Below are 24,231 nucleotides of genomic sequence, written 5' to 3' on the forward strand. Positions count from 1 at the left end.
TATACAGTAAAACCCGAATCGCAAAACTACATATACGATTCGGGTTTTGTATTATTTAGATTCTTTGCCTTCTACGAAGAGCATGTCATTGCGTTTTACGTCTGTATAAAGCAATGCATTACATACGGAGGCAGCGATTGGGCTACCACCTTTGTTGCCTTTTACAGTGATGTAAGGAACCGGAGATACTTCCATCAGATAGTCTTTGGATTCTGCTGCACCTACGAAGCCTACAGGAATACCAATGATAAGAGCTGGTTTAATGCCTTCTTCTAAAGCAAGGCGCAATACTTCATACAATGCAGTTGGTGCATTACCGATAGCAACGATTTGTCCTTCTAATTGTTTGCCAAAGGTACGCATAGCTGCGATGGAGCGAGTTACACCTAATTCTTTAGCCATTTTAGCTACATTTTCATCTTTAATTAAGCAGTGCACTTCATTACCGCGAATTTTAAGAGCTGGCTTAGAAATACCTGTGCGAACCATTTCTACATCTGTATAAATATCTGCACCATTATCCAATGCTTCAATACCTTTTTGAACAGCATCAGGGCTCATTTTTACAAGTTGAGCATATTCAACATCGCCAGACGCATGTACTGTACGAGATACAACGCGCACTTCATCATCTGTTAAGCCTAAATCCTTTACATAATCGTAAATGATTTCCATGCTTTTATCTTCAATAGCTTTAGGATTTTTAACGTAATCCATTAGTGTCCTCCCATAATTTAAAGAATTCATCATTTGATGATACCACGTGACTTTCAAGTTTAACACGCGGACGATCGATAACAATAACATGGATACCAAGATCCATAGCTGCTTGTAATTTTGTATCAGCACCACCTACAAGGCCAGAGTTTTTCATAACTACAACGCTTGCCTGTGTATCGTGGAACATGATGCGGTTCATATCATAAGAAAATGGACCTTGGACAGCAACAATGCGCTTAGGACTCACGTTGAGGTCTTCCATCATTTGTAACACCTCGGCGGTCGGCAAAATACGTGTCCATACTTCACAATCTTGTAAAGCCTCAGATTTAGCAAAGATGTGCATTGTCTTACTACCTGTGGTCAAATACACATGTTTATTGTTTTCCTTTGCCAATTTGCCAGCTAAATTAGCGGCTTCTACCTCATCCACTACGATATGCAATTTATCATAGTCTGGCAATGGCACCTCTTTACGTTCAAAGCGAACAAAAGGAATACCTTCAGCTTTTGCTGCATCTTGGGCCGTAGCTGTAACAATAGCCGCATACGGATGGCTTGCATCGATTAATAAACGTACGTTGTGTTTCTTAATCAAATTTTGCATAGCCTCTTGATCAAGACGGCCCGTATGAACAGTAATGCCTTTATGGGCAGCAAGCTCTGCCCCATATTGACTCACAACAGTAACGAGAACCTCTTCACCTGTCCGTTCTTGGATGTCTACCGCTAAGGTACGACCATCCAAGGTACCAGCGATGACCCAAATCATAATTTGTAGCCTCGAGGTGTAATCATGCGACCATTTTCAACATAGGTTTGACTATTGCCGATAATAACAAGTGTTTGCATATCCACTTCTTCGTTTGTAAAATTCTCAAGGTCAGAAATTACCATGTGTTGCCCTGGACGACCTGCTTTTTGCACGATACCAACAGGTGTTTTAGGATCGCGGTATTTAAGAACGATTTCACGAACTTCATCTAAATGAGTAACGCGTTTTTTACTGCGCGGGTTGTACAAGGAGATAACCATGTCACCTTGTGCACAAAGGTCAGCACGTTTTTTAATTAAATCCCATGGAGTCATCAAGTCACTAAGAGAAATAACTGCAAAGTCATGCATCAACGGAGCGCCTAAAACAGAAGCCGCTACGTTTACAGCACTAAGGCCAGGTACGATATCTACGGAAGGACGTTTTTCTGCTGGTATTTTATTAGCAAGTTCCAACACAAGACCTGCCATGCCGTATACGCCAGAGTCACCAGATGATACAACTACGACTTGATGACCTTCTACTGCTAAATCAACTGCTTGTTGGCAACGATCTACCTCTTGCATCATGGCAGTGCCTACAGTCTCTTTACCTTCAATTAGGTCTTTAATCAAGTCAAGATAAGTCAAATAACCTACAACACGGTCAGCCGCTAAGATAGCTTCACGTGCTTGAGGTGTCATGAACTCTTCATCGCCAGGGCCGATGCCGATTACTTTGATGTTACCTGAGCAATGGCTACCGTTGTTTTGGGATAAATTGTTTTGTGCTGTATTAGTGTTCGGCTCTTGGCCGCTAGTAATGCCGTTGTCTCGCATACGTTTCCTACTCCTATAGTTCCTTTTACAAAATTAGATTCTTTTAATTCTTCTTGTTCAATGAGTGGTGCCATCTCGTCTTGTGTATAGAACACGATAGGCCACCCCATAATTTGCATAGCCTCTAAGAGGCCTACTTCATCTTGTTTAACTATGACCGATGCAGCCGTTACAAGGCTCTTTGGTGAAAGCTTATGTGCTGCTAGCGACTGTTGAATAGCATCAAGAATCAATTCCTTCGGCGTATCTCGACGACAGCCAATGCCCATCGTATACGTACGAGGGCGCAAAATCAATTGATGACCATACTCGGTCATTACTTTATCAGTAATTACAACTCGAGATGAGCCCTCTCCAGCGCTCTCATTTTTACAGGGAATAGACTCAAGTTGATCCAAAGAAACAATATGAACCATACCATGTTTACCAATATGAGCTTTCGCAGCTTGTTCTAAATGCTCTGCATTCGGTAAGCTTGCATCGATATAATAATCAACACGCTCTCCTCCAACGATGGCAGAGTTCACATTGATTAAGGTTTGAAAATCATCTACCAATAGATGCTCGTGGCGCGCCAACACGTCAGGCGCTGGCAATCCGTTTACATCCGTAGCCGTCGTAATAACAGGGTCCGCACCGATGGCCAGCGAAATGGACTGCGTCCATTCGTTGGCGCCCCCAAGGTGACCAGATAATAAACTGATTACATGGTGCCCTACTTCGTCCATTACAACTACAGCAGGGTCCTTGGATTTGTGCTCAATATACGGTGCAATCATGCGAACTACAATGCCGAGTGCCATAATACATAATACTTGGTCGTAATCCTTGAAAATCTGTCCTATGTGATTTTTGAGGGAATCAAAATAAATAGCCTCTCCACCAGAGGGACGGTTTTTCTTTTCAAAGCAATCCGCATAAGGTACCACCAAAGACTTGATACGTTGACCTAGCTTTGCACCTCGTTCAGAAACAGAAAGAATAGCCGTTCTATTCTTCTTAGCTTCCGTCATAGGCGCACCAATTTCTAGTTCTTTCATCATACTAGTCCTTAGCACTGCGGTACATGTGAGCAAAGCCTTTGTCATAGAGTTTAGACAATTCGTATTCACTATCTAATACATGGCTTACTACAATCATAGCTTGGCGCAATACGCCTTCTTTCGCTACGATGTCCGCAATGGTTTCCAATGTGCCGCGGATAATACGTTGGTCTGGCCAAGAAGCTTTTACCACGATAGCCACTGGAGTCGTTTTGTCATAACCACCCTCGATAAGTTCAGCTACAACCTTATCTAACATTTGAACACTAAGGAAAATACACATTGTCGCTTCATGAGATGCTAACATGCGCAATTTTTCCTTTGGAGGCATCGGCGTACGGCCTTCCATACGCGTAATAATAACTGTTTGAGATACATTTGGTAATGTATACTCTTGTTTCAATGCCGCTGCTGTAGCAAGGAAAGAGCTTACGCCCGGTACGACTTCATAAGAGATACCCATGCCAGCCAATGCATCCATTTGCTCTTGAATAGCACCGTAAATAGCAGGGTCACCTGTGTGAAGGCGAACTACACGTTTACCAGCCTCAACGGCCGCTTTCATAACAGCTAAAACCTCATCAAGGTTCATCGTAGCACTGTTATGAATTTCACAGCCTGGTTTACAAGCCTCTAAAATGGCAGGGTTTACCAAGGAACCCGCATAAATTACAACATCTGCCTCTTGCACTAAACGATACCCTTTGCGAGTAATTAACTCAGGATCCCCAGGGCCTGCACCTACGATATGTACGTCAACCATATTACTCTCCTTCTGCGATACGCGTTGCAGATACGATGAAAATTGGACTCAATGGGTCTAACAAATGATAAGGACCAGCCTTGCGGTAACGACTGATAGACATTTGGTAACCTTCATACGTGAAAGGACGACCTTTCAACTCTTTCAGAATGGTATAGCCAGTCTCCATCGTTACAGCCGTCACTACTAAACGGCCGCCTACTTTTAAAAGACGTTGCGCTTCGTCCATGATGCCTGTCATGCCACCAGCGCTACCACCGATGATAACCGCATCAAGCTCTGGCAATTCTTCCATGCCTTCAGGAGCTTTGGATTTGATTACGGTCATATTATTTACATTGAATTTCTTTATATTCTCATTGATAAGGTCGATGCCTTTATCAAAGCGCTCAATGGCATATACATGCCCTTTAGGAGCTGCCAAGGCTGCTTCAATAGAAATAGAGCCCGTACCAGCACCTACGTCAAGGACGATGCTATCCTCCTCGATGCGTGCCTCGTTCATAACGGCTTTACGAATTTCGCATTTCGTCATCGGCACATCGCCGCGTATAAACTCCTCATCAGGAATTCCGAAAAAATGTCTCATCCTAGTACCACCATTACAGAATGACCAAAGCCTTCGAGCTCAGTTAACACCTCTAGCGTAGAGTCTACGATTTTTTCATCATCATAACTCAAGCGCTCAAGGGCTGCCGCTCTCGTTTCTTTTGGCCAACCTGCATCTATTAAAATACGCGCAATATGCGCTGGATTATATTCTGGGTCAGTTAAGAACCCCATCTTTTTACCTGCTTCATACACGAGTTTCTCTGGTGCCGGTTGGCGCCCATGAAAACTCATCAAGTCCGCATCATGCCACACCTCATTGAGTCGAGCAAAGGCAAAGGTCATAGAACTAATACCTGGTACCACCTCAATAGGATTAGCAGTAAATTTCTTCTTTAAATAGGGCAACAAGCTATAATAGCCTGTATCACCACTAACCATGACCACCACGTCATGGCTCTTGAGCTCATGCTCAATTTGTTCGGCTAGTAAACTAAGTTTACCCGTTACAGGATATGTAATTTGTCCAGGCTCTTGAAAGTCCTCTAAGGACCGTTCACTGCCTACCAGTACTGTAGCATGTTTAATTAAATTAAGACCTCTAGGCACCACATAATCAGGATTACCCGGACCAATGCCTACGATATACAAGGTATGTGCCAATGTTCAAGTTCTCCTATCTCTTTTGCATGTTTATCCATTGCCAAAATCTCGCCTTTTAAGGTCGTAATGATGATACCTACCTCTGCTTCGTTCGCAATATAGCGCTCACTACGTAGAGATGCACGATCTACAACACGTTGGTACACACCAGTAAGACCTTCTCGCGCCAAGATAGGGAAGGTAGACTCAGTAGTTTGGCAATTAAATAACTCTTCACAAACTGCTTGCGATGCCCCTTCTAAGGCAGCATAGGCCACGATACTTTCCATGCGGCCATCACTCATGCGATTATGAGTATGGAAGCTGCCACTAGCTAGTTTGATTAACTTACCGATATGCCCAATGATTAAGATTCGCTTGAATCCAATCTGTACAGCCTTTTCAAGCATAAAGCCAATAAAGTTACTCGTTTCTGCCATTTGGTTCTTATGAATACCTAATACTTGCTCTGCAAGATCTTGACCAATACGCCCCGGTACGAGAACAGCTGTTTCACATCCGTTAGCCTTCATAACTTTCAACTGTGGCACTAACGAGTTCTTAAACCCTTCTTCACTCATAGGCTTAACAATACCGGTAGTACCAATAATGGAAATGCCACCTTCGATACCAAGTGTATGATTCAAGGTTTTCTTCGCTAATACCTTACCATTAGGAACACTAACGGTTACCGTTACACCTTGACCATGGACACAAAGCTCTTCAAAGACGATGTTCATCATCGTCCGAGGTCCTGGATTGATAGCCGGTTCACCTGGCGGCATAGCAAGACCTGGTTTCGTTACGGTACCTACACCAAAGCCTGCTCGGAATCGCAGCTCACCAGTATTATCAAGGGTCACTGTCGTTTCCACATCATTGCCATGAGTTACATCAGGATCATCGCCCCCGTCTTTCATGACGGTCACCTTCGCCTCTGTATCGGATATAATCTCTACCGCTTTAATAGGAACCTCAATGTACTGCCCTTGAGGGTTCTCAATGACCACTTGGTCCACAATATTCTTATCTAAGAGGGCCAATAAACCAGCTTTCATACCTGCCGTAGCACATGAACCTGTGGTATATCCACCCTTCATGTCCTCCACTTTCATAAGGCCTCCTACACTGATAGTATTAGAGACTCAAACGAGTCTAACTAACCTATCCTATGGACATATAGTATTAAGAACGGAAGTTAACGAATTGCAATTCTACAGGGATATCCAATTGTTTTAGCATTTGGATTACTGCTTGCAAATCATCTTTATCCTTACCAGATACGCGCACTTGATCCTCTTGGATAGATGCTTGTACCTTAATTTTCATGTTTTTAATTGCTTTTACTACTTCTTTAGCATTTTCTTTAGTAATGCCTTTTTTAATAGTAATGATTTGGCGAACTGTTGCACCTGCTGCTGGTTCAACTTTACCGTAGTCAAGATTTTTAATTGCTACGTTACGTTTAACCATCTTGCCTTTTAAAACATCGATAATGGCATTCAATTTATATTCATCATCACCGATGATTTTGATAGTGTCGCCTTCAAGACTAATTTCTGCTTTAGAGCCACGGAAATCATAGCGCGTACCAATCTCTTTTTTCGCTTGGTTTACCGCATTATCCACTTCCTGCATATCCACTTCAGACACAACATCAAAGGAACAATCTTTAGCCATTTTATACCTCCTACACCTGAACCTGTTGGGCATAAGGTTCATAGCATTACTTTCATCATCCTCATATTCCAAGTGAAAGTGTAAAACTACACCAAATCGGAATACATCTCTATAATTATACCTTAAAATACGCTTATTTTCTAGGTAAATCGATTTTCTTAATTATAATTGTTAGCTATGTATTAATGAAGCTTTTATAAGTATAGTGAAAGTTCTCTAATACGGTTATGCAACGCAATATACAAGACAATAATATAAAAAACTAGCAACATACATAATACATGTACATTGCTAGTTTCTGTATAACGCTATTATGTTGTATTTAGTTTATAGCTAAGAACTATAACTAAAAATACTAATTAAGCCAAAACTAAAGACAATACAAATTCAAAGGAATTCTACAACCCATTATATTATAAAACGTTTACCGCATCATATGTAGGTTGTACAAGCCATTCGCCTTTGGAGTTCATGATTCCCCATTTACCTTTAGACTTAACAGAGCTGAAACCATGGTTAAAGGACTTAGCGTCTTCAATAAGTTTGTTTGTATCTCTAAATAAAATATGACCATTATTATCTATGATTGTATAGCCCTCTTTACCAGTATGAACCCATGTTACAGTATCGTTGTTGAACGGTTCAATAGTTGCTTCTGTTTGAGCAGAATACAAGGATTTACCACTATTCATATCGATAAGGTTTTTAACATGATCTTTCACAACCACTAAACGATCAGTCCCTGCAAAGGAAATAGAATCATATTTGAAGGTTACTACTTGCTTACCTGTTGATACATCGAAAATGCCCCATTTCTCAGTCTTATTGTCTCTTAACGCTAATAGACCATTTAATTTATCCATTTCACCTGCATCGTAATCGCCTGGTTGAATAACAACTTCACCTTTACGGTTCACAAAGTATAAGTTACCAGCATCTTTGATTACCGTACCATAAGCTGTGATAGGCCATACTTTATCTTTTTTGCTGTCGATTACGATATTACCAGAACGATCGATATAGCCACGTTTTGCACCATCATAGGCAAAACCACCTACGTGATAATGTTGACCACCTAAAAGCGCACCTCCAAGGATACCGCCCACGATGAAGCCACCTACAAGACCACCTAAATTAAAGCCACTCACAGAGCGGCGGTATTCAGCCAGACCATTACGGTATCTATATACCTCTTTAGATGGAGCATTAAATAATTCTTTACCAGTACCATCAATCGCTACGATTTTACCTTTAGCATTTTTAACAAAAGCACGGTCTTCGCTAAATCCAGTCACGATTTGACGGAATTGTGGAGCAATCACTACTTTATCATCAGTAGTTTTAAAGCCATATTTACCTTTTTCTTTAAACTCTACATAAGAATCACTTGCATACTCTTGAGTTGCTTCTTGTTTTACACGTTCTTTTAAAGCTTCCTCTTCAGAGATTTCTACACCCTTAGGCGTAACCCAAGTGTCTGTTTTCTTATCTACTTGAGCTAACACATTGCCCGTTTTATAATCAACATCTTTAATTTCTTTATACTTAGGCTCAATGGCAACGGTACCGTCTGGACGGATAACACCCCATTTACCACCTTGTTTCATAGCTGCTAATACACCATGTTCAAGGACTTCGTCATTTTTGAAAGTAGTGCCTTTACCAGATTTTAAAGATTTAGGTGCATTGCGATAAGGATTTAATGCACTCGCCACATCAGCTGCTATATAGCCAGAAAGTGCACTACGCTCTTCAATTTTTTGAGGAGTCATAACACCTACACTAGCTTTTGTGCTTTTAGTGGAGCTAGAGCTCTCTGTACGCACAGTAGAAGTTGATGTAGTCGTTGTATGTTGCTCACGAGTTACACGTGTACTAGTAGATGTTGGTGTATCGTGATTTGTTACCGTTGTGCTACTAGTAGATGTTGTAGTAGATGCCGCAAAAGTTGTTGTAGACATAGCCGCTAACACACATGCGACTAATACAGATTTCTTGTTAATATTCATAAACCTCTCCTTTTATAGAATAAGCTATAACCATACAGTCATTAACATACATATATAGTTCATAAAATATACTGTTATAACTAAACACACGGTTTTACAGTAAAAAAAGTTCACACATAAATAATGTATAAAATTTAATAATTCAAATTATACTATATGGACCTTCATAAAAACAACGAATTATGAAAAATTCTTCATTTTTATTTTATTTGTTATAATAATACGTATGAAAACAGCAACAATAATCGACTTAATTGTAGATTCTGATGTACACACACAATCTATAAATCATATTATAAAACAACAGCATATCTCCCAGCGCATGAGACGACGTTTACGAAGTGATGGCATCATAACAATTAATGGTAAACCTGCTACCTGGAATACGCTCATTCACGGTGGCGATCATCTCATTATGAAGTTAACACCAGAGCAAGAGTTTAGTTTAAGCCCTATGGAACTAGATATCATATATGAGGACGAATATATTTTAGTCATTAATAAGGCGGCTGGTATTCTTATGCACCCTACTTCTACCGTACGAGATCATACGCTAGCAAATGGTGTACTTCATTACTACCAAGAAACAAATCAGCATTATGATTTCCATCCCGTACACCGATTAGATAAGGATACCTCAGGTATTGTCATCATTGCTAAAACATCAGTGGTCCAACATGCTTTTGATAAAAAACACACCTATTTTTACAAAAGCTACGACGCCATTGTAGAAGGACATCTCCCGTCTGTGCCTATAAGCATTAACTGGCCTATAGGTCGTAAACCAGGCAGTATCATTGAGCGTTGTTGTACAGACCAAGGAAAGCCGGCTCGCACAGATATAACAGTGATTAGTAAAAATACAAGCAAAATTAACTATAGTAAAAACAACTCTGATAATTTGATTAATAATAGTAATATATGTCCAACTGACAACTCTCTAATAGATCATAATCACTTTACTCATGTGCAATGCTTATTACACACAGGGCGCACTCATCAGATTCGAGTTCATTTATCTCAACTAGGGTATCCACTAGCTGGTGATGACTTATACGGTGGTCATCTAGAATTTATTCAACGCCAAGCACTGCATGCATCGCACGTAAGCTTTTACCATCCCATAACAAATGAATGGATCGAACTGCATGCAGAGATGCCAGAGGATATGAATGTATTGCTGAACGATTGAGCTGATATAACACCACTAAATAAATGCTAACACACAGAAATAACCCACATGGGTCACAAAATAAGACGAAATTTATGCATAAGTTATACAAAAAATATTGGCCCTTTATAGTGTTTCTTGATATACTTAACTTGAATTGATATATGATTGCAATAACAGAAATGCATCTAGTTCTTACAAACTAGAAATATTAGCAGTCACGGTATTAATAACATGATATAACAGGCCCTATGGCCAAGGAGGACAACATGCCATTAGTTACTACTACAGAAATGTTCAAAAAAGCCTATGAAGGCGGCTATGCTGTTGGCGCTTTCAATGTAAACAACATGGAAATCGTACAAGGTATTGTAGATGCAGCAAAAGAGGAACAATCTCCTCTTATCTTGCAAGTATCTGCAGGCGCACGTAAATATGCTAAACATATTTACCTTGTAAAACTTGTGGAAGCCGCTCTTGAAGACAGCAATCTACCAATCGCTCTTCACCTTGACCACGGCGATTCCTTCGAAATTTGTAAAGACTGTGTAGATGGTGGTTTTACATCTGTTATGATTGATGCATCTCATCATGATTTCGATGAAAACGTAAAAATCACAAAACAAGTTGTTGAATATGCTCACGCTCACGGCGTTGTAGTAGAAGCAGAATTGGGCCGTTTAGCAGGCGTTGAAGATGATGTAAATGTATCTGATGCAGATGCTCGCTTCACTGATCCTGAACAAGCTGCTGAATTTGTCCATCTCACAGGTGTAGACTCCTTAGCAATCGCTATTGGTACTAGCCACGGTGCATACAAATTCAAAGGCAACCCTTACCTGGATTTCGATCGTTTGAAAAAAGTGGGCGAATTATTGCCTAACTTCCCAATCGTATTGCATGGGGCATCCTCCGTATTGCCTGAATTCGTAGCAAAATGTAATGAATTTGGTGGCAACATCCCTGGTGCACAAGGCGTACCTGAAGAAATGCTTCGCAAAGCAGCTCAAATGGCGGTTTGCAAAATCAATATTGATACAGACCTTCGCCTTGCTATGACTGCATCTGTACGTGAATACTTGGCTCAAAACCCATCTGAGTTTGACCCACGCAAATATTTAGGACCTGCTCGTGATGCTATTAAAGGCATGGTAGCTCACAAAATTAAAAATGTATTAGGTTCTTCTAACAAACTATAATCAATGGCTAGTGGATTTTTAAAAGGAACCTTAATTTTAACAATTGCCGGTTTCGTAGTGAAAGCCATCGGTAGTATCAACTGGATTCTTCTATCTCGCATCTTAGGTGGTGAAGGCATCGGTATCTATCAGATGGCCTTTCCTATCTATTTGTTACTATTACAAATTTCGAGCGCAGGTGTGCCGATTGCCATCTCTATTTTGACGGCAGAACGATTAGCCTTACACGACTTTGGTGGTGCTAAGAGAGTATTCAATATTTCTTTTACAATGTTGACTATAACAGGTTTTATCGCCAGTCTTGCCATGTACTTTGGTGCAGATTGGTTAATCTCTAGTGGTCTCATTGCTGAAAGCCGTGCCTACTACTCTATCATCGCGCTCGCTCCGGCAGTATTCTTTGTAACATGGATTTCCTGTTTCCGCGGGTATATCCAAGGCTATGAAATGATGACGCCCACAGCGATTAGCCAAATTGTAGAACAATTGCTACGGGTTATCGTTATGCTCGGTGCTGCTGCTATTTTATTACCTTACGGTTTACCAGCCGCAGCAGGTGGTGCTAGCTTGGGTGCAGGTGTAGGTGCTTTTGGAGCCTTCCTGGTGCTGTTGTATTATTACTACAAATTACCTAAAGCTAGTAGTACTGGTGAAAGCTATGATGGCCCTCGTGAATCAGCTAAAGAAATTTTGTCACGACTCTTAACATTGTCCATACCAATTTCCTTAGCAAGTATCATGTTACCGTTGACGGCAAATCTCGACTTACTTATCGTACCACGTCGCTTATTAGATGCTGGGTTCCCAATGAACGAAGTAACAGAACTCTTCGGTTACCTTACTGGGATGGCGGTACCGCTTATCAACTTGGCTACCATCATTACCGCAGCCCTTGCGACAAGCATTGTACCAGCTATCTCTCATGCCTTTGCAAAACGCGATCATCAAGGTATATATGATCGCACTGCTGGCTCTATGCGTTTAACATTTATGGCAACCGTACCATTTACAGTGCTATTATATGTACTTGCTGCCCCAACTGTTACACTGATTTACAATGCGCCTAAGGCAGAACTAGCAACGCAAATCACGGCATTCTCTATATTCTTCCTAGGTGTACATCAAGTAACAACAGGTATTCTACAAGGTCTCAACAGACCACGTATTCCAGTCATAAATATGGGGATTTCCCTCATAATCAAGGTCATCCTTAACTGGACACTGACGGCTATTCCTTGGCTAGGCATCGGCGGTGCCGCCTGGGCAACCGTTGCTGATATTGGCTTCGCCGCATTACTTAACTTGATTTACATCAAAAAATACACAGGCTACTTCCTAGATATTTCCTTACTATGGAAAAATGTGGTCAGTGCCGGTGTTATGGGTATCCTCATCTTCTTGAGTTACCACTATTTAACAGATATCTTACCAATGTGGGCTAACTTTATACTCACTGGTATCGAAGGCTTATTGCTCTACGTTATTATCATGGTTCTTCTAAAAGGACTTAATAAAAATGATGGCGCAAGCATGCCACTCATTGGTAGATTTTTTAGATAAGCTGTATATACTTACATAAAAATAGGTTCCTAATAGTCACCTATATGACCATTAGGAACCTATTTTTTATTTACTTATTTTAATCTTTTTCTTATTTTAAGCTTGTATACCTATCATTGTTAAAATTTCCATTATGATTGGAATTACTACAACAAATAATATGGTACTAATCATAACTAGACCTGTAGCAAATGGCAAATCAGATTTTGATTCATTAGCTACAATTGGTAATACAGCAATGACTGGTCCTGCTGATTGTACAACAAAGATAATGATTGCGATTGGCTCTAATACAATGCCTGCTCCATATTGTAAGACCGTAATCAGACAGAACATGATAATCGGAGAAATGACAAATCGTCCTACAATTCCACCGATGGAGTCTTTATTTAAACGCATGCTTTTTAAGCCCGCATCATGAAGTACAATACCTATATAAATCAAGGATAATGGGGTTACCATATCGCCTAAGTAATTCAAGGTAGTATGCAAAATTGGAAGTAAAGGAATTTCAAAAAACAAGAAGATTAAGGCCACAAAAAAACCTATCAATGGTGGTGGTAATAACTTCTTCCAATCAAATTTAGGTTTCTTGCTTTTACCTTCAGTAGATTCTGAACTATTATTTATACTATCAATCTTATTGGAGCCATTATTAAAATTTACTTCAGAATTTGGCAGTGGATCTAGTTCTATAAGGAATACCCCCACCATCCATACGGAAATAGTGTTACCGATGTAATATAACAGAAAATACGGCAGCGCATCTTGACCAAAGAGTGCAATTTGCACTGGTAACCCAATAAACAAGCAGTTATCATTTACTACCATATTGATAAAAATACCACGTCGTCCTTTAGGAACTTTCAACATTTTCATCATGATAAACGCTACGATATATGCGATAACATATGTTAGGACAACCACTAACATGCCATATCGTAAATTCCAAATATCTGAAGTATGTAAGTGATGCAATACAGATACAAATACTCCCGCTGGTAATGCAACCGACATGATAAATCGCGATAAGTTACCGCTAAAAGTGGGGTTAAACATGCCCCGCCCTTTTAATATATATCCTAACAAAATAAGTAGTACAATAGGTATGATACTTTGTAAGGATGTTAGAAAAACCATAGTAAACCTCCCGCACAGTTCATTCGTAGTCTATCATACCATGTTTCGCAATAAACAGATACAACTATATCTGGAAAGAAAATATAGTAAAATGTATCAACTTTAACATATTTTCTCTATTATAAGTCTTATAATTATATCTATTAGTAGTGTTTTTATCCATAAAAATCTGATACACTAACATCAGGTTGTACAGATTTTTACACATATGAGGTGATATTATGACGAAACCATTCATTGGCATATCTGGCAATATCTTACGAGATAATGGTGGACCTTACGTAGATTTATTACGTTCTTACGTAAACCAAGATTATCCTCGTTCTATTGAGGAGACTGGTGGCATTCCTATTATAATTCCATTTACCGAAAATCTTGATGTAGCTCGCGAAACGGTAGCAAGGCTTGACGGCTTGCTATTATCCGGCGGTCATGATGTATACCCTCTTCACTATGGAGAAGAACCTTTGCAAGGTCTTGGTGATGTATTTCCGGAGCGCGATCAATTCGATTTTGCTTTAATCAAAGCAGCAGAAGAAAAACAAATTCCCATCTTTTGTATCTGTCGTGGTTTACAAATCTTAAATGTATATCGTGGCGGCTCTTTATTCCAAGATTTAAAATATGATCAAAACTGTACAATAAAACACTCTCAGAATCAAACACCTTCTCTTGGCACCCATACTGTAGAAATTGATTCCAAATCAAAACTAGCTAGTGCTATAGGTTGCAATACTTGGATTACGAACTCCCATCATCACCAAACAGTTAAAAATGTCGGTAGAGGATTACAAGTTGTAGCAAGAGCTAAGGATGGTACTGTAGAGGGTTTAGAGGATCCATCTTATCCTTGGTTAGTAGCCTGTCAGTTCCACCCAGAAATGATGTCTACAAATGACGATAATGCCAAGCGTTTATTTACTGCATTCGTAAAAGCAGTTCGAGAAAATATAACTAAATAGTAGGAAGATTGTATCATGAAAGAAACAGGAAAATTTGGCTTTTGGAGTATTGTACTCCTAGGCATCAATGGTATTGTAGGAACAGGTATTTTCCTACTACCAAACAAAGCATATTCTATAATTGGTTCCGCTAGCTTAGGCGTCCTATTATTTGACGCCATTATCGCAGGTTGTATCGCCCTTTGCTTTGCAGAGGCAGCCAGCCTATTTACACGTAATGGAGGTCCTTATCTATATGCAAAACATGCATTAGGTGATTTCTGGGCCTTTGAAGTAGGTGTTCTAAAATGGATCGTAACCGTTATTGCATGGGCGGCTATGGCCGTTGGCTTTGCTACAGCATTAGGTGCTGCAGTACCAGCTTTAAGTGGTGATTTTGCAAAGGATGTCATTTCATTTATCTTAATTGTAGGTCTTACGGTTGTAAATATATTTGGTGTTAATGTATCAAAATTCGTTAATAACTTAATTACTATCTCTAAGTTAGTTCCGCTTACCCTATTCATTGCAATTGGTATCTTCTTTATTAATGGTGCTAACTTTACGCCTGTATTCCCACAAGATACCTATGTAGATGGATCATTTGCACAAGCAGCAGTACTTCTATTCTTTGCGTATACAGGATTTGAAGTTATTGCCATTGCTGCAGAAGATATGAAAAATCCAAAAAAGAATTTACCACGTGCTATTATCATGTGTATGCTTCTCGTATCCGTTCTGTATATGGCAATCCTCGCCGTATCTATTGGTGTACTCGGTACTGACTTAGCAAATACCAAGGCTCCAGTACAAGATGCATTCAATGTGATCGTTGGACCTATTGGTATGTATATCGTATTAATAGGTACATTGATCTCTATGGGTGGTATCAACTTTGCCGAAGCTTACTATGCTCCTCGTGTGGCAACATCCATGGCAGAGGATGGTATGTTACCAAGTGCTTTGGCAAAACGTAATCGTTACAATGCACCATATGTAGCAGCTATCGTTACTGCCATTGCTAGTGTTTTACTTGCCTGGTCCGGTTCCTTTACAACACTAGCAGCAATCAGCGCGGTATCTCGTTTTACACAATATCTACCAACGTGTTTAGCTGTCATTATCTTCCGCCGCAAATGGGCTGATAAAGCTCGCTCCTACACAATTCCTGGTGGCTACTTAATTCCTGTCATTGCTATCGGCACATCCCTTTGGATGTTGGCACAAGCACAAACAAACCAATTATTATGGGGGCTAGGCGGCTGTATCGTAATCTTGCCATTCTACTACTCCTACTGGAAAAAGAAAAAAGCTGGTCTCATTAAAGGCCATGACGAAATGTAAATAATACAAAAAACTACCAGTTATTCATAATATCTAGTGGCTTATCCTTCCTTAGTAGAAGGTCTGTTTAAAAGATATATGTTTAATTGGTAGTTTTTGTTTTATCTATTAATCCTAAGTTTTATCTATTAATCCTAATTAGATTAGATATATCAAATGAGTAGTATCGACTAATATAGATCCTCTTCAATAATAGTTTCCTTCGTTAAGTCCTCTTCGATATAACCAACCTCTTCAGTCGCTTCATCTTCATCACGGGTGTCGATATAGATACTGATAAGAGCTAATGCTCCCTCTTCATTGAGGGTAGCAATGGCACTCATAGGGCCGTAGGTTAAGATTAATCCATCCTCTTCATCTCGAATGATATGAGGCACCGCATCAAAGTGTTGATTCATTAATTGATCAAAGTAATCCTCTACATCAAGACCGCTTTCAAGGGTAATGGATTCAGCATCACCTTTTTGGAATACAACGCGCGTGTCTTCATCGATATATTGATAGAAATCATCAATATCTACATTTGCCGTTTCTAACCACATACTAAGGACTGTAATCCAGTCTTTCACAGTGGTTGGTGCAGAAATAAAAGCATATTCGCTTTCATCAGTGCCAAAACGAAGATCATCATACTCAATACTATAATTTTCTTGGCTTGAAACGATACGATCTACAAGGCCTTCATCATTTACGTCTACAAAAATCATGTACACATAGTTATCGTCACTTTCATAAGAAACGGTTAAACCATGACGACCCTCGTGAAATAGCGCATCCTCCTCATACACATCGGTAATATGCATGACCTTGCACGTAACAGGCACATTATCAGCCTTAATAGACTCAGCCATAGAGGACAAAAACTCAATCGTTTCATTTCGATTACGACCGATAATACCTCGACCTGTGGACATGTATTCACAATCCTTAGCCAAAATGTTTTCAATACCATGAATATCTGCGGACTCAAGAATAGATTTTATCAATAAAAGAGCTTGTATTTCAGTCATACTACGCCTCCTATACACTGTACTTATACTCCTTATTATTGTAACACAATTATAGTAACTAATAGGTCTATTCTCTTGATTTTCTACATATTTATCATATACTTAAAAAGTACATATTGATTTAATATCGGAGGCTCCTATGAAATATACGACTATCGTTTTTGACTGCGACGGCACATTGCTCAATACGGCTACAGATTTAGCTAACGCCGTAAATCATGTTCTACGTACACATAACTTCCCGGAAAAATCTCTAGCAGAGATAAAAGCAGCACTCGGTAATGCAGTAACATATTTAATGCGTCAGTGTCTCCCAAGTACAGTAGCTGATCATGAATTAGAGCCATACATTGAGGAATTCAAAGCTTACTATGGTAAGCATTTAAAAGACACAACAGCGCCCTACCCAGACATCCTAGATATGCTAGATGTATTACGTGAAAAGGGCTATAAATTAGCTATCGTATCCAACAAAATCCAAGAAGGTGTAACACCACTCAATAAAGAGTACTTTGGCGACCGCTTACCTGTTGCCATTGGTGAAAGACCTGGCTTACAACGTAAACCAGCACCAGACATGGTACTTCAAGCGTTAAAAGAACTAAGGTCTACACCAGAAGAATCTATTTATGTAGGTGACTCTGAAGTTGACGTAGCTACTGCGAAAAACTCTGGTCTACTCTGTATCGGTGTTACATGGGGCTTTAGAGAAGAATCCCTCCACCAAGAACTAGGCGTAACACATATTGCCCGAAAAGCAGCCGATATTGTAAGCATTGTTGAAAGCTTAACTAAATAATAATTTCCTTTAGGTAAAAGCATATTATAATAGTTTGAAAACTATATAAACTCTTGCGCAACAAAAGAGGTTCCTGATGGTCACAAGTTGACTCATAAGAACCTCTTTTTAATTTACTTTTACTATACCCGTTCAGCTAAATATTACAGACTGACTAAATACATTAGGATACACAAATATGGAAGTCTGATCAAAAACACCTTATTTATAACTAAACTGCGCATCCATAATCATCTGGCGCAACTGCTCAATGCGAACACCATTTGGTAACTTGTCTCTATAAAACTGCAACTTATAATAGTAACGAGTGTCTTCATAATCAGTAACTAATACCATATCCGTCCTATTATGTAATGGCCAGCCATACATAAATTCGGCTAGTAAACTACGCACACCATCATTATCGACCTCTGTTACATCATACTTAATAGGCAATACCATCTTTGCAGTAGGTTCAGGAACCGTTCTATCTTTAACAATTTTTTCAATCTCTTTATCTAAAGAAATACTTGTATTATCGATAGATCTAGCCTTCACATGCATGAAGACACCATCAGAGGTTCTAAAGGCTCTGCCATCTATATCTTTAGTTTCCCCTTTAGTCTCCACAGAGCCCTTCAATACACGGAACTGATACGGACCAAAAAACTTGGTTTCTGTAATAGCATCTAAACCCTCATCATATTGACCATTATGTATATTCGTAACATGTATTAGAGGTCTAATATCGTTAGCGTTTGAAAGCATTGGTGCCGCTAAACACAAACCTAAACTTAGTAATGTAATACAACGTTTCATAAATATCTCCCCCACTAAACACTAATATTAATTGTATTGTAACATAGTTAATTCGTTTTTATGATAGTAATTACAAAACGAAAGAGGTTCCTATTGGTCACCTAGGTGACTATTAGGAACCTCTAATCTATTTACTTTTATTATTCACAACACTATATTGAACTTGAGGCCTCTAAATGGGTCCAGCCTTTGCTAATCTTCTAGAGATTGGCGGTGATCAATATGAGTACATTCAAAGTGTTATCGCTCATGATTTCCTTTGGCATACTTGTGGCGACCATTATCATGGCAGCAAAGTGATTGACCTCTAGCTAAAAGCTAGCTTTCTAATCGTGGTATGAAAAAAGGCCCGACATTGAGAGTCAGACCGTTTCTTCAACATTAAATTCTAGAAGCGAAGTCTGGCGTCGAAACCATTTATGCCTCACTTTTATATAAATTATATCATATCTAAACACAGAAAGGAATCGAATTGTTTCTTTCCTTCTTTTCTTTTATAAAGCCTTATAGTGCATACGATAGTGACTTATATCACCGACAAGATGTCCTTTCAATTGCTATATTTGTAATATATTCCTACTGGGCTGACGGATACGTAGAATTAACTACATGCACAGTAGCACACATCGTGTAATAGCCGACCGTCTGGGCAAGCTTTTGTTCAGATGGTCTTTTTTATTGCCTTCCCGTAACAAATGCTTCTTTATCTATATCTGAATATCTCACCTATATGAAAGGAGTTTTCTTATGAGAAATCGTTGGTTTATTGCATTAGCAGCCATTGGTCTGCACATATCCATTGGTAGCGTATATGCATGGAGCGTACTCACACGTCCTATTATGGCAGATATGGGTTTTACTTTATCGCAAACAACATGGACATTCTCATTAGCCATTTTAATACTCGGACTATCTGCGGGCTTTCTTGGATCCTTTGCAGAAAAAATTGGTCCTAAGAAAAGTGGACTTCTCGCTATGTTATTCTGGGTAACCGGATTATTGGGTACGGCCTATGCACTTAGCATACACAATCTTACCTTACTCTATCTCTTCTACGGCATCATCGGTGGCATTGGACTAGGCATTGGTTATATAACACCAGTTTCTACACTCGTGAAATACTTTCCAAATCGCCCAGGATTTGCTACTGGTTTAGCTATTATGGGTTTTGGGTTTGCTTCTCTCATTGCAGGGCCTCTTATGCAATACCTTGTAGCTCAGGTTGGATTGGTGGATACTTTCATTATCCTCGGTGTAATCTATCTCGTAATTATGAGCGCCTCTTCGCTATATTTGAAAGCACCTCAACCAAAACACCCAACTCGAACTACGAAAGATAAATCCACCATGTACGTTCATACCCATGGCATGCTAGCCAATGATGCCATGAAAACTTGGCAATTCGGGGCCCTTTGGTGGGTATTCTTTATTAATATTACCTGTGGTATAGGCCTACTATCCTTAGCCTCCCCTATGGCGCAAGAAGCCATTGGTATGACACCTACAGCAGCTGCATCACTGGTTGGTATCATCGGTATCTTCAATGGCGGTGGGCGCATTGCATGGTCTACTATCTCTGATTACCTTGGGCGAGCACAAACTTACATACTATTCTTTATTATACAAATCATCGCATTCTATTTACTCGCCGAAACAAATAGTGTTTTAACATTCCAAATTTTAATCCTTCTTATTATCACCTGCTATGGCGGCGGCTTCTCCTGTATGCCAGCTTATCTTGCGGATCTCTATGGCATACGCCAGCTTTCTACTATTCACGGCCGTATCCTAACCGCTTGGGGATTAGCAGGTATTGCTGGACCTATGCTCGTATCATACTTTCACGAAGCCGGATATGGCTATACTACAGCCTTATTATGCTTTGCTCTTCTATTCGTATTAAATACAATTATTGCTATAATCTTAAAAATATACGGCAAGCGAGGACTGCATAACTGATACTTACTATTTAATATAAAAAACGGTCTGACATAGAAGTCAGACCGTTTTTTCAATAATCATATATGATTATTAGCAAATCCAATTTAATTTACATTCGTAATGAATACTATTATAGTATCGCCTTAAGATTATTAATAAATCTCTCTTCATTTAGTTGAATTTCGTCCACGAAGTCATAGTAATCATTACACCCCTGAGGTATCTCCAGCCCGAGTTTTATAATACTAATATCATTACGGCCCATAACATTATTTTCATAGGTAGATCCGCTATTTAGCTTTAACTGGAATGACTCCTGATGGTTAATATCAGGATAAAAATAATATCCTTTTTTGGCATCAAATCTGTACATATAGGCTAATACCTGTAGATAATCTTTGTTCTTAATATTTTTTATAGGTTTATACTTTGCATCCGCAATAACCCGTGGCTTATCAACTCTACTAATAAAGTCTGGGTATATTCTTCCCTCATTATTAAACAAATATTGTGCTTCTCTTTGGGATTTATTCATAGGATGGTAAAAAATATCACTAACTAAAATATTTATATATTCTTCCCATAACCAAGCACCATCAAAAAGGATGCCAAAGATTTTCTGACTATTAAAACCAAACTCATGTTTTTGATACCGTAAAATCATTAAACATAATCTTTGTAATGCGGCGTACTCTTTATAATAAGCGTGACGAACGATATTCCTTTCATTACTTTTTATAATGGCTTGTCGATCATAGATTTCATATGTTGGTGTCGCATTAACAATTAGCTTTACTTCATCCTTTATATTAAACAATATATTATGGCCGACTTGGATACCTTTAATAACTTCAATTGTATGCCTTACAAGCTGGATTAGCGAATTATCATATGAAAATAATCTTTCATTATAAGCAATTTTACCTATAAAAGGCGTGTTTTTATTAATATGTCGAGGAATATCGATTATACCTTTTATATTCGAATCATTACTCTTCCTATTAATATACTCTTTATAAAGCCCTTTCCGCATAGCAGCTCTTAAATATTGAGGAAACATGAATAGTAGAAGGTTAAATAACTGTTTGTCTTTATTTGCATCAGTTTCTAAATCTACAATATTAGGTAAGTCGAGTACTCTCTTCAACAAATACTTAAAAAAATAATCGTTTCTATTATTACTAAAGCGAGATTCAATAATTAAACGCTCCGTACCATGGCCTACAACCCCCATAACATTTCCAGTGCGTATAGAATTATTAATAGTTTGTAAAACCAATTGATCTCTTGTCAGATCTTCGGAGTTATTTATATAACGAGGAAAGATAAAAAGTCCCTCATGCTCAAGTTGGTGTAACGTTTTATTCAATATACAGTTAGTAAGATTTTTGCAATTTAACATAATAGAGGAGTTATAAGAAGTATTATCCTTTATTTTCAAAGGTTCCATTGCCATCTCCTATTTTATCCTCTTTATAACCATATGCTTTAGCAAAGGTTGTCATTATTTCAGCTTCATTATATAGACCTTGGATATACTCTTGTAATAATGGCTGTAAATAGTCTTCCCATAATTGATTAAAATCCAATGTTTTTAGTTTTAAAAAGTAAGCTGCACCAATTTGGTAATTTTCATTTAGCCCTTCAACTTCAACGATAGCTTTATTAAGACGTTCCATTCGATTCAGAGCGTCTTCTTTCAAAGTGTCATTTTCTAAACTATCTAAATTTATATTAATGTTAGTTAACCCATCTAACATATCTGTAGTAGAATCAGCTTTAATTTCAATAAATCGGAAACGCCGTCTCATTGCAAAATCAAAACTATCAACAGAGCGATCTATATCATTCATAGTCCCAATAATATAAACATTTTCAGGGATATAGAATTTCTCTTCATTAGAACTCATAGTGGAATATTGAGTAGATATCGCTCCTGCTCTACCACGATAGCCTGGGTCAATAGCAAAGAATAACTCACCAAAGATTTTTGAAATTTCCCCACGATTAATTTCATCAATTATAAAAATATATTTCTTAAGTTTTTCGGATTCTACAGTTGGTTTAATTCGTGCTTTTCTACTTTTTTTAATAGCTTGAAAGATAGCAAAATAATAAGAATATACCTGAACATTAAATGTTTTACCAAAGAATGTTGATATATCTTTAACCTTTTTAAAATCTACTCCAGACTCAAGCATTTTTTTAATGTCAACTATATTAATAGATAGTTTATTTACGATATTATTCTCTGGTATCGTAATATAAATATACTTTCCATCTATACTTGATATATAAAAAGTACTTCCCTTCATAGTCTGAAATTGATCAACCCCAAACTCTACCTCATCTAAAAAGGAAGTAATATCCTCTTGTACTTCGATCTCTTTAGCGATAATTTCAGGTGTTTTTTGGGAGTTCTCATAATTTGCTCTTGCTTTAGCTACAAATTTTTTAAAAATTCCATCTTGTAATTCAAAAAGCATTACCCCCTCATTAATTCTTGGACGTAAGCCTTCAACAAAATCGGAATAATCGTAACTTGGATGAAATTGAACAAACTCAATTTGCTGCTTTTGTTCATCACTAAGCAATTCGTAATTATCATAATAGCCATCACTAATTATATCTGCAGCTATTTGCTTAGCTAAATAGGTTTTTCCTGTGCCAGGAGCGCCTCTAAAAATTATATTTTTAGACTCGATGAGCTTACGTGAATATGGATTTCTATATTCTTTAATTGGTTTTTCCAATTCTTCTTGAACCGTAGCTTCAATTGTGTTCTCTTCACTTTCTATACTATCTTTGTCCCGATAAGTAAGTATAAATTTATCTCCTTCTTGGCCAAAACGCTTTAAACACTCTTGAACAAAAATAATAGTAGAAAATAAGTTCCAACAATAAATGACAAATAATCTACCCTCTCCATAGGAATATTTCATATATTCAATGGAATTGCGATAGCGTTTAAAGGATGCAACACTCGAGTAAATCCCATGCTTTAGTTCACTATCTGGATTATATTTACAGACAGGAAACATTTCTTTTTCTTCTGCAGATAAATTAACAATTTCTTTTTCAAATATTTGAAATGCTAATCTAGGCAAAGTTTGATTCGAGTTTTTTCGTTCGCCTTTATTATAGTTACGTGTGATTATCTCCCCATTACTATTCTCAAATTTCACATCTAACGTTTTGTAATAATCTCCTAAGCCAAGATTATTAATATCGAATCGTGAATCAGTAGATATAACTGTGTTGGCAGTTATTGTAAGTATAAACTTCTCCTTTATAGTATTTTCTGTAGACATAAAATACCTCCCCATAAT

General features: G+C 38.4%; 23 protein-coding genes and 1 riboswitch. Of the genes, 8 read left to right on the plus strand and 15 right to left on the minus strand.

What is annotated here, in order from left to right:
* Positions 1 to 51: 51 nt before the first annotated feature.
* The 10 genes from AAA071_RS02730 to AAA071_RS02775 form a co-directional block, all read right to left on the minus strand.
* Positions 52 to 717 (minus strand): precorrin-8X methylmutase, encoded by a 666-nt coding sequence (locus AAA071_RS02730; RefSeq protein ID WP_004696261.1) that lies wholly within the window; start codon positions 715 to 717, stop codon positions 52 to 54.
* Positions 704 to 1,492 carry a precorrin-6A reductase gene (gene cobK, locus AAA071_RS02735; RefSeq protein ID WP_008714166.1) on the minus strand — a complete coding sequence of 263 codons (789 nt, stop codon included), beginning with the start codon at positions 1,490 to 1,492 and terminating at the stop codon, positions 704 to 706. The genes AAA071_RS02730 and cobK overlap by 14 nt, the downstream gene beginning before the upstream one ends.
* Positions 1,489 to 2,178: a precorrin-3B C(17)-methyltransferase gene (gene cobJ / locus AAA071_RS02740; protein ID WP_232055015.1), complete on the minus strand. Its 690-nt coding sequence runs from the start codon at positions 2,176 to 2,178 to the stop codon at positions 1,489 to 1,491. Before cobJ ends, cobK begins: the two co-directional genes overlap by 4 nt.
* A gap of 29 nt (positions 2,179 to 2,207) precedes the next feature.
* Positions 2,208 to 3,353, minus strand: coding sequence for a cobalt-precorrin 5A hydrolase (locus AAA071_RS02745; RefSeq protein WP_316589119.1), 1,146 nt, complete (start codon positions 3,351 to 3,353; stop codon positions 2,208 to 2,210).
* A 4-nt stretch (positions 3,354 to 3,357) separates the two neighbouring features.
* The gene (gene cobM / locus AAA071_RS02750) at positions 3,358 to 4,119 is read right to left on the minus strand and encodes a precorrin-4 C(11)-methyltransferase (protein WP_004696269.1); all 762 of its coding nucleotides are present in this window, start codon (positions 4,117 to 4,119) and stop codon (positions 3,358 to 3,360) included.
* Between the two features lies 1 nt (position 4,120).
* Positions 4,121 to 4,708, minus strand: a complete 588-nt coding sequence (cbiT, locus tag AAA071_RS02755) for a precorrin-6Y C5,15-methyltransferase (decarboxylating) subunit CbiT (RefSeq protein ID WP_004697307.1) — start codon at positions 4,706 to 4,708, stop codon at positions 4,121 to 4,123.
* Entirely contained in the window at positions 4,705 to 5,331 is a 627-nt protein-coding gene (gene cbiE, locus AAA071_RS02760) for a precorrin-6y C5,15-methyltransferase (decarboxylating) subunit CbiE (protein WP_155086149.1), read from the minus strand. Before cbiE ends, cbiT begins: the two co-directional genes overlap by 4 nt.
* Entirely contained in the window at positions 5,307 to 6,425 is a 1,119-nt protein-coding gene (cbiD, locus tag AAA071_RS02765; RefSeq protein ID WP_155086148.1) for a cobalt-precorrin-5B (C(1))-methyltransferase CbiD, read from the minus strand. Before cbiD ends, cbiE begins: the two co-directional genes overlap by 25 nt.
* 70 nt (positions 6,426 to 6,495) lie before the next feature.
* Entirely contained in the window at positions 6,496 to 6,990 is a 495-nt protein-coding gene (locus tag AAA071_RS02770; RefSeq protein ID WP_004696277.1) for a YajQ family cyclic di-GMP-binding protein, read from the minus strand.
* Positions 6,991 to 7,403: 413 nt separating this feature from the next.
* The gene (locus tag AAA071_RS02775; RefSeq protein ID WP_156697609.1) at positions 7,404 to 8,999 is read right to left on the minus strand and encodes a WG repeat-containing protein; all 1,596 of its coding nucleotides are present in this window, start codon (positions 8,997 to 8,999) and stop codon (positions 7,404 to 7,406) included.
* A 226-nt stretch (positions 9,000 to 9,225) separates the two neighbouring features.
* Here AAA071_RS02775 and AAA071_RS02780 point away from each other — a divergent pair, with 226 nt between their 5' ends.
* The 3 genes from AAA071_RS02780 (at position 9,226) to AAA071_RS02790 (ending at position 12,929) form a co-directional block, all read left to right on the plus strand.
* Positions 9,226 to 10,191, plus strand: a complete 966-nt coding sequence (locus AAA071_RS02780; RefSeq protein ID WP_008601276.1) for an RluA family pseudouridine synthase — start codon at positions 9,226 to 9,228, stop codon at positions 10,189 to 10,191.
* A 248-nt stretch (positions 10,192 to 10,439) separates the two neighbouring features.
* Positions 10,440 to 11,369, plus strand: coding sequence for a class II fructose-1,6-bisphosphate aldolase (gene fba / locus AAA071_RS02785; protein WP_004696283.1), 930 nt, complete (start codon positions 10,440 to 10,442; stop codon positions 11,367 to 11,369).
* 3 nt (positions 11,370 to 11,372) lie between these two features.
* Positions 11,373 to 12,929, plus strand: coding sequence for a putative polysaccharide biosynthesis protein (locus AAA071_RS02790; protein ID WP_349234017.1), 1,557 nt, complete (start codon positions 11,373 to 11,375; stop codon positions 12,927 to 12,929).
* A gap of 96 nt (positions 12,930 to 13,025) precedes the next feature.
* Here AAA071_RS02790 and AAA071_RS02795 read toward each other — a convergent pair whose 3' ends face one another.
* Complete coding sequence (locus tag AAA071_RS02795; RefSeq protein ID WP_302131564.1) at positions 13,026 to 14,069, minus strand: AEC family transporter; 1,044 nt, start codon at positions 14,067 to 14,069, stop codon at positions 13,026 to 13,028.
* Positions 14,070 to 14,290: 221 nt separating this feature from the next.
* On the opposite strand from AAA071_RS02795, the gene AAA071_RS02800 reads away from it, so the two are divergent.
* Positions 14,291 to 15,031, plus strand: coding sequence for a gamma-glutamyl-gamma-aminobutyrate hydrolase family protein (locus tag AAA071_RS02800; protein ID WP_287507637.1), 741 nt, complete (start codon positions 14,291 to 14,293; stop codon positions 15,029 to 15,031).
* A 15-nt stretch (positions 15,032 to 15,046) separates the two neighbouring features.
* Positions 15,047 to 16,354 (plus strand): APC family permease, encoded by a 1,308-nt coding sequence (locus AAA071_RS02805; protein WP_287507635.1) that lies wholly within the window; start codon positions 15,047 to 15,049, stop codon positions 16,352 to 16,354.
* Positions 16,355 to 16,524: 170 nt separating this feature from the next.
* Here AAA071_RS02805 and AAA071_RS02810 read toward each other — a convergent pair whose 3' ends face one another.
* Positions 16,525 to 17,364: a hypothetical protein gene (locus AAA071_RS02810; protein WP_287511147.1), complete on the minus strand. Its 840-nt coding sequence runs from the start codon at positions 17,362 to 17,364 to the stop codon at positions 16,525 to 16,527.
* Between the two features lie 139 nt (positions 17,365 to 17,503).
* Here AAA071_RS02810 and AAA071_RS02815 point away from each other — a divergent pair, with 139 nt between their 5' ends.
* Entirely contained in the window at positions 17,504 to 18,163 is a 660-nt protein-coding gene (locus AAA071_RS02815) for an HAD family hydrolase (RefSeq protein ID WP_302131563.1), read from the plus strand.
* A 201-nt stretch (positions 18,164 to 18,364) separates the two neighbouring features.
* Here AAA071_RS02815 and AAA071_RS02820 read toward each other — a convergent pair whose 3' ends face one another.
* Positions 18,365 to 18,961: a hypothetical protein gene (locus tag AAA071_RS02820; protein ID WP_021148297.1), complete on the minus strand. Its 597-nt coding sequence runs from the start codon at positions 18,959 to 18,961 to the stop codon at positions 18,365 to 18,367.
* A 176-nt stretch (positions 18,962 to 19,137) separates the two neighbouring features.
* On the opposite strand from AAA071_RS02820, the gene AAA071_RS02825 reads away from it, so the two are divergent.
* Positions 19,138 to 19,272, plus strand: coding sequence for a hypothetical protein (locus tag AAA071_RS02825; protein ID WP_021148298.1), 135 nt, complete (start codon positions 19,138 to 19,140; stop codon positions 19,270 to 19,272).
* 259 nt (positions 19,273 to 19,531) lie between these two features.
* A riboswitch (ZMP/ZTP riboswitch) is annotated at positions 19,532 to 19,619 on the plus strand.
* Between the two features lie 89 nt (positions 19,620 to 19,708).
* A complete protein-coding gene (locus AAA071_RS02830; RefSeq protein ID WP_287511066.1) occupies positions 19,709 to 20,920 on the plus strand; it encodes an L-lactate MFS transporter in 1,212 nt (403 codons plus the stop codon).
* A 112-nt stretch (positions 20,921 to 21,032) separates the two neighbouring features.
* On the opposite strand, the gene AAA071_RS02835 is transcribed toward AAA071_RS02830, so the two are convergent.
* Positions 21,033 to 22,352 (minus strand): 5-methylcytosine restriction system specificity protein McrC, encoded by a 1,320-nt coding sequence (locus AAA071_RS02835; RefSeq protein ID WP_021148300.1) that lies wholly within the window; start codon positions 22,350 to 22,352, stop codon positions 21,033 to 21,035.
* Positions 22,327 to 24,213: an McrB family protein gene (locus AAA071_RS02840; protein ID WP_021148301.1), complete on the minus strand. Its 1,887-nt coding sequence runs from the start codon at positions 24,211 to 24,213 to the stop codon at positions 22,327 to 22,329. The genes AAA071_RS02835 and AAA071_RS02840 overlap by 26 nt, the downstream gene beginning before the upstream one ends.
* Positions 24,214 to 24,231 lie beyond the last annotated feature (18 nt).

This window comes from Veillonella parvula (assembly GCF_040097785.1).
Lineage (GTDB): Bacteria > Bacillota > Negativicutes > Veillonellales > Veillonellaceae > Veillonella > Veillonella parvula_D.

Coding starts and splice junctions, on each gene's coding strand:
- AAA071_RS02730 (WP_004696261.1), bottom strand. CDS start 717: ATGGATTACGTTAAAAATCCTAAAGCTATTGAAGATAAAAGCATGGAA.
- cobK (WP_008714166.1), bottom strand. CDS start 1,492: ATGATTTGGGTCATCGCTGGTACCTTGGATGGTCGTACCTTAGCGGTA.
- cobJ (WP_232055015.1), bottom strand. CDS start 2,178: ATGACACCTCAAGCACGTGAAGCTATCTTAGCGGCTGACCGTGTTGTA.
- AAA071_RS02745 (WP_316589119.1), bottom strand. CDS start 3,353: ATGAAAGAACTAGAAATTGGTGCGCCTATGACGGAAGCTAAGAAGAAT.
- cobM (WP_004696269.1), bottom strand. CDS start 4,119: ATGGTTGACGTACATATCGTAGGTGCAGGCCCTGGGGATCCTGAGTTA.
- cbiT (WP_004697307.1), bottom strand. CDS start 4,708: ATGAGACATTTTTTCGGAATTCCTGATGAGGAGTTTATACGCGGCGAT.
- cbiD (WP_155086148.1), bottom strand. CDS start 6,425: ATGAAAGTGGAGGACATGAAGGGTGGATATACCACAGGTTCATGTGCT.
- AAA071_RS02770 (WP_004696277.1), bottom strand. CDS start 6,990: ATGGCTAAAGATTGTTCCTTTGATGTTGTGTCTGAAGTGGATATGCAG.
- AAA071_RS02775 (WP_156697609.1), bottom strand. CDS start 8,999: ATGAATATTAACAAGAAATCTGTATTAGTCGCATGTGTGTTAGCGGCT.
- AAA071_RS02780 (WP_008601276.1), top strand. CDS start 9,226: ATGAAAACAGCAACAATAATCGACTTAATTGTAGATTCTGATGTACAC.
- fba (WP_004696283.1), top strand. CDS start 10,440: ATGCCATTAGTTACTACTACAGAAATGTTCAAAAAAGCCTATGAAGGC.
- AAA071_RS02790 (WP_349234017.1), top strand. CDS start 11,373: ATGGCTAGTGGATTTTTAAAAGGAACCTTAATTTTAACAATTGCCGGT.
- AAA071_RS02795 (WP_302131564.1), bottom strand. CDS start 14,069: ATGGTTTTTCTAACATCCTTACAAAGTATCATACCTATTGTACTACTT.
- AAA071_RS02800 (WP_287507637.1), top strand. CDS start 14,291: ATGACGAAACCATTCATTGGCATATCTGGCAATATCTTACGAGATAAT.
- AAA071_RS02805 (WP_287507635.1), top strand. CDS start 15,047: ATGAAAGAAACAGGAAAATTTGGCTTTTGGAGTATTGTACTCCTAGGC.
- AAA071_RS02810 (WP_287511147.1), bottom strand. CDS start 17,364: ATGACTGAAATACAAGCTCTTTTATTGATAAAATCTATTCTTGAGTCC.
- AAA071_RS02815 (WP_302131563.1), top strand. CDS start 17,504: ATGAAATATACGACTATCGTTTTTGACTGCGACGGCACATTGCTCAAT.
- AAA071_RS02820 (WP_021148297.1), bottom strand. CDS start 18,961: ATGAAACGTTGTATTACATTACTAAGTTTAGGTTTGTGTTTAGCGGCA.
- AAA071_RS02825 (WP_021148298.1), top strand. CDS start 19,138: ATGGGTCCAGCCTTTGCTAATCTTCTAGAGATTGGCGGTGATCAATAT.
- AAA071_RS02830 (WP_287511066.1), top strand. CDS start 19,709: ATGAGAAATCGTTGGTTTATTGCATTAGCAGCCATTGGTCTGCACATA.
- AAA071_RS02835 (WP_021148300.1), bottom strand. CDS start 22,352: ATGGAACCTTTGAAAATAAAGGATAATACTTCTTATAACTCCTCTATT.
- AAA071_RS02840 (WP_021148301.1), bottom strand. CDS start 24,213: ATGTCTACAGAAAATACTATAAAGGAGAAGTTTATACTTACAATAACT.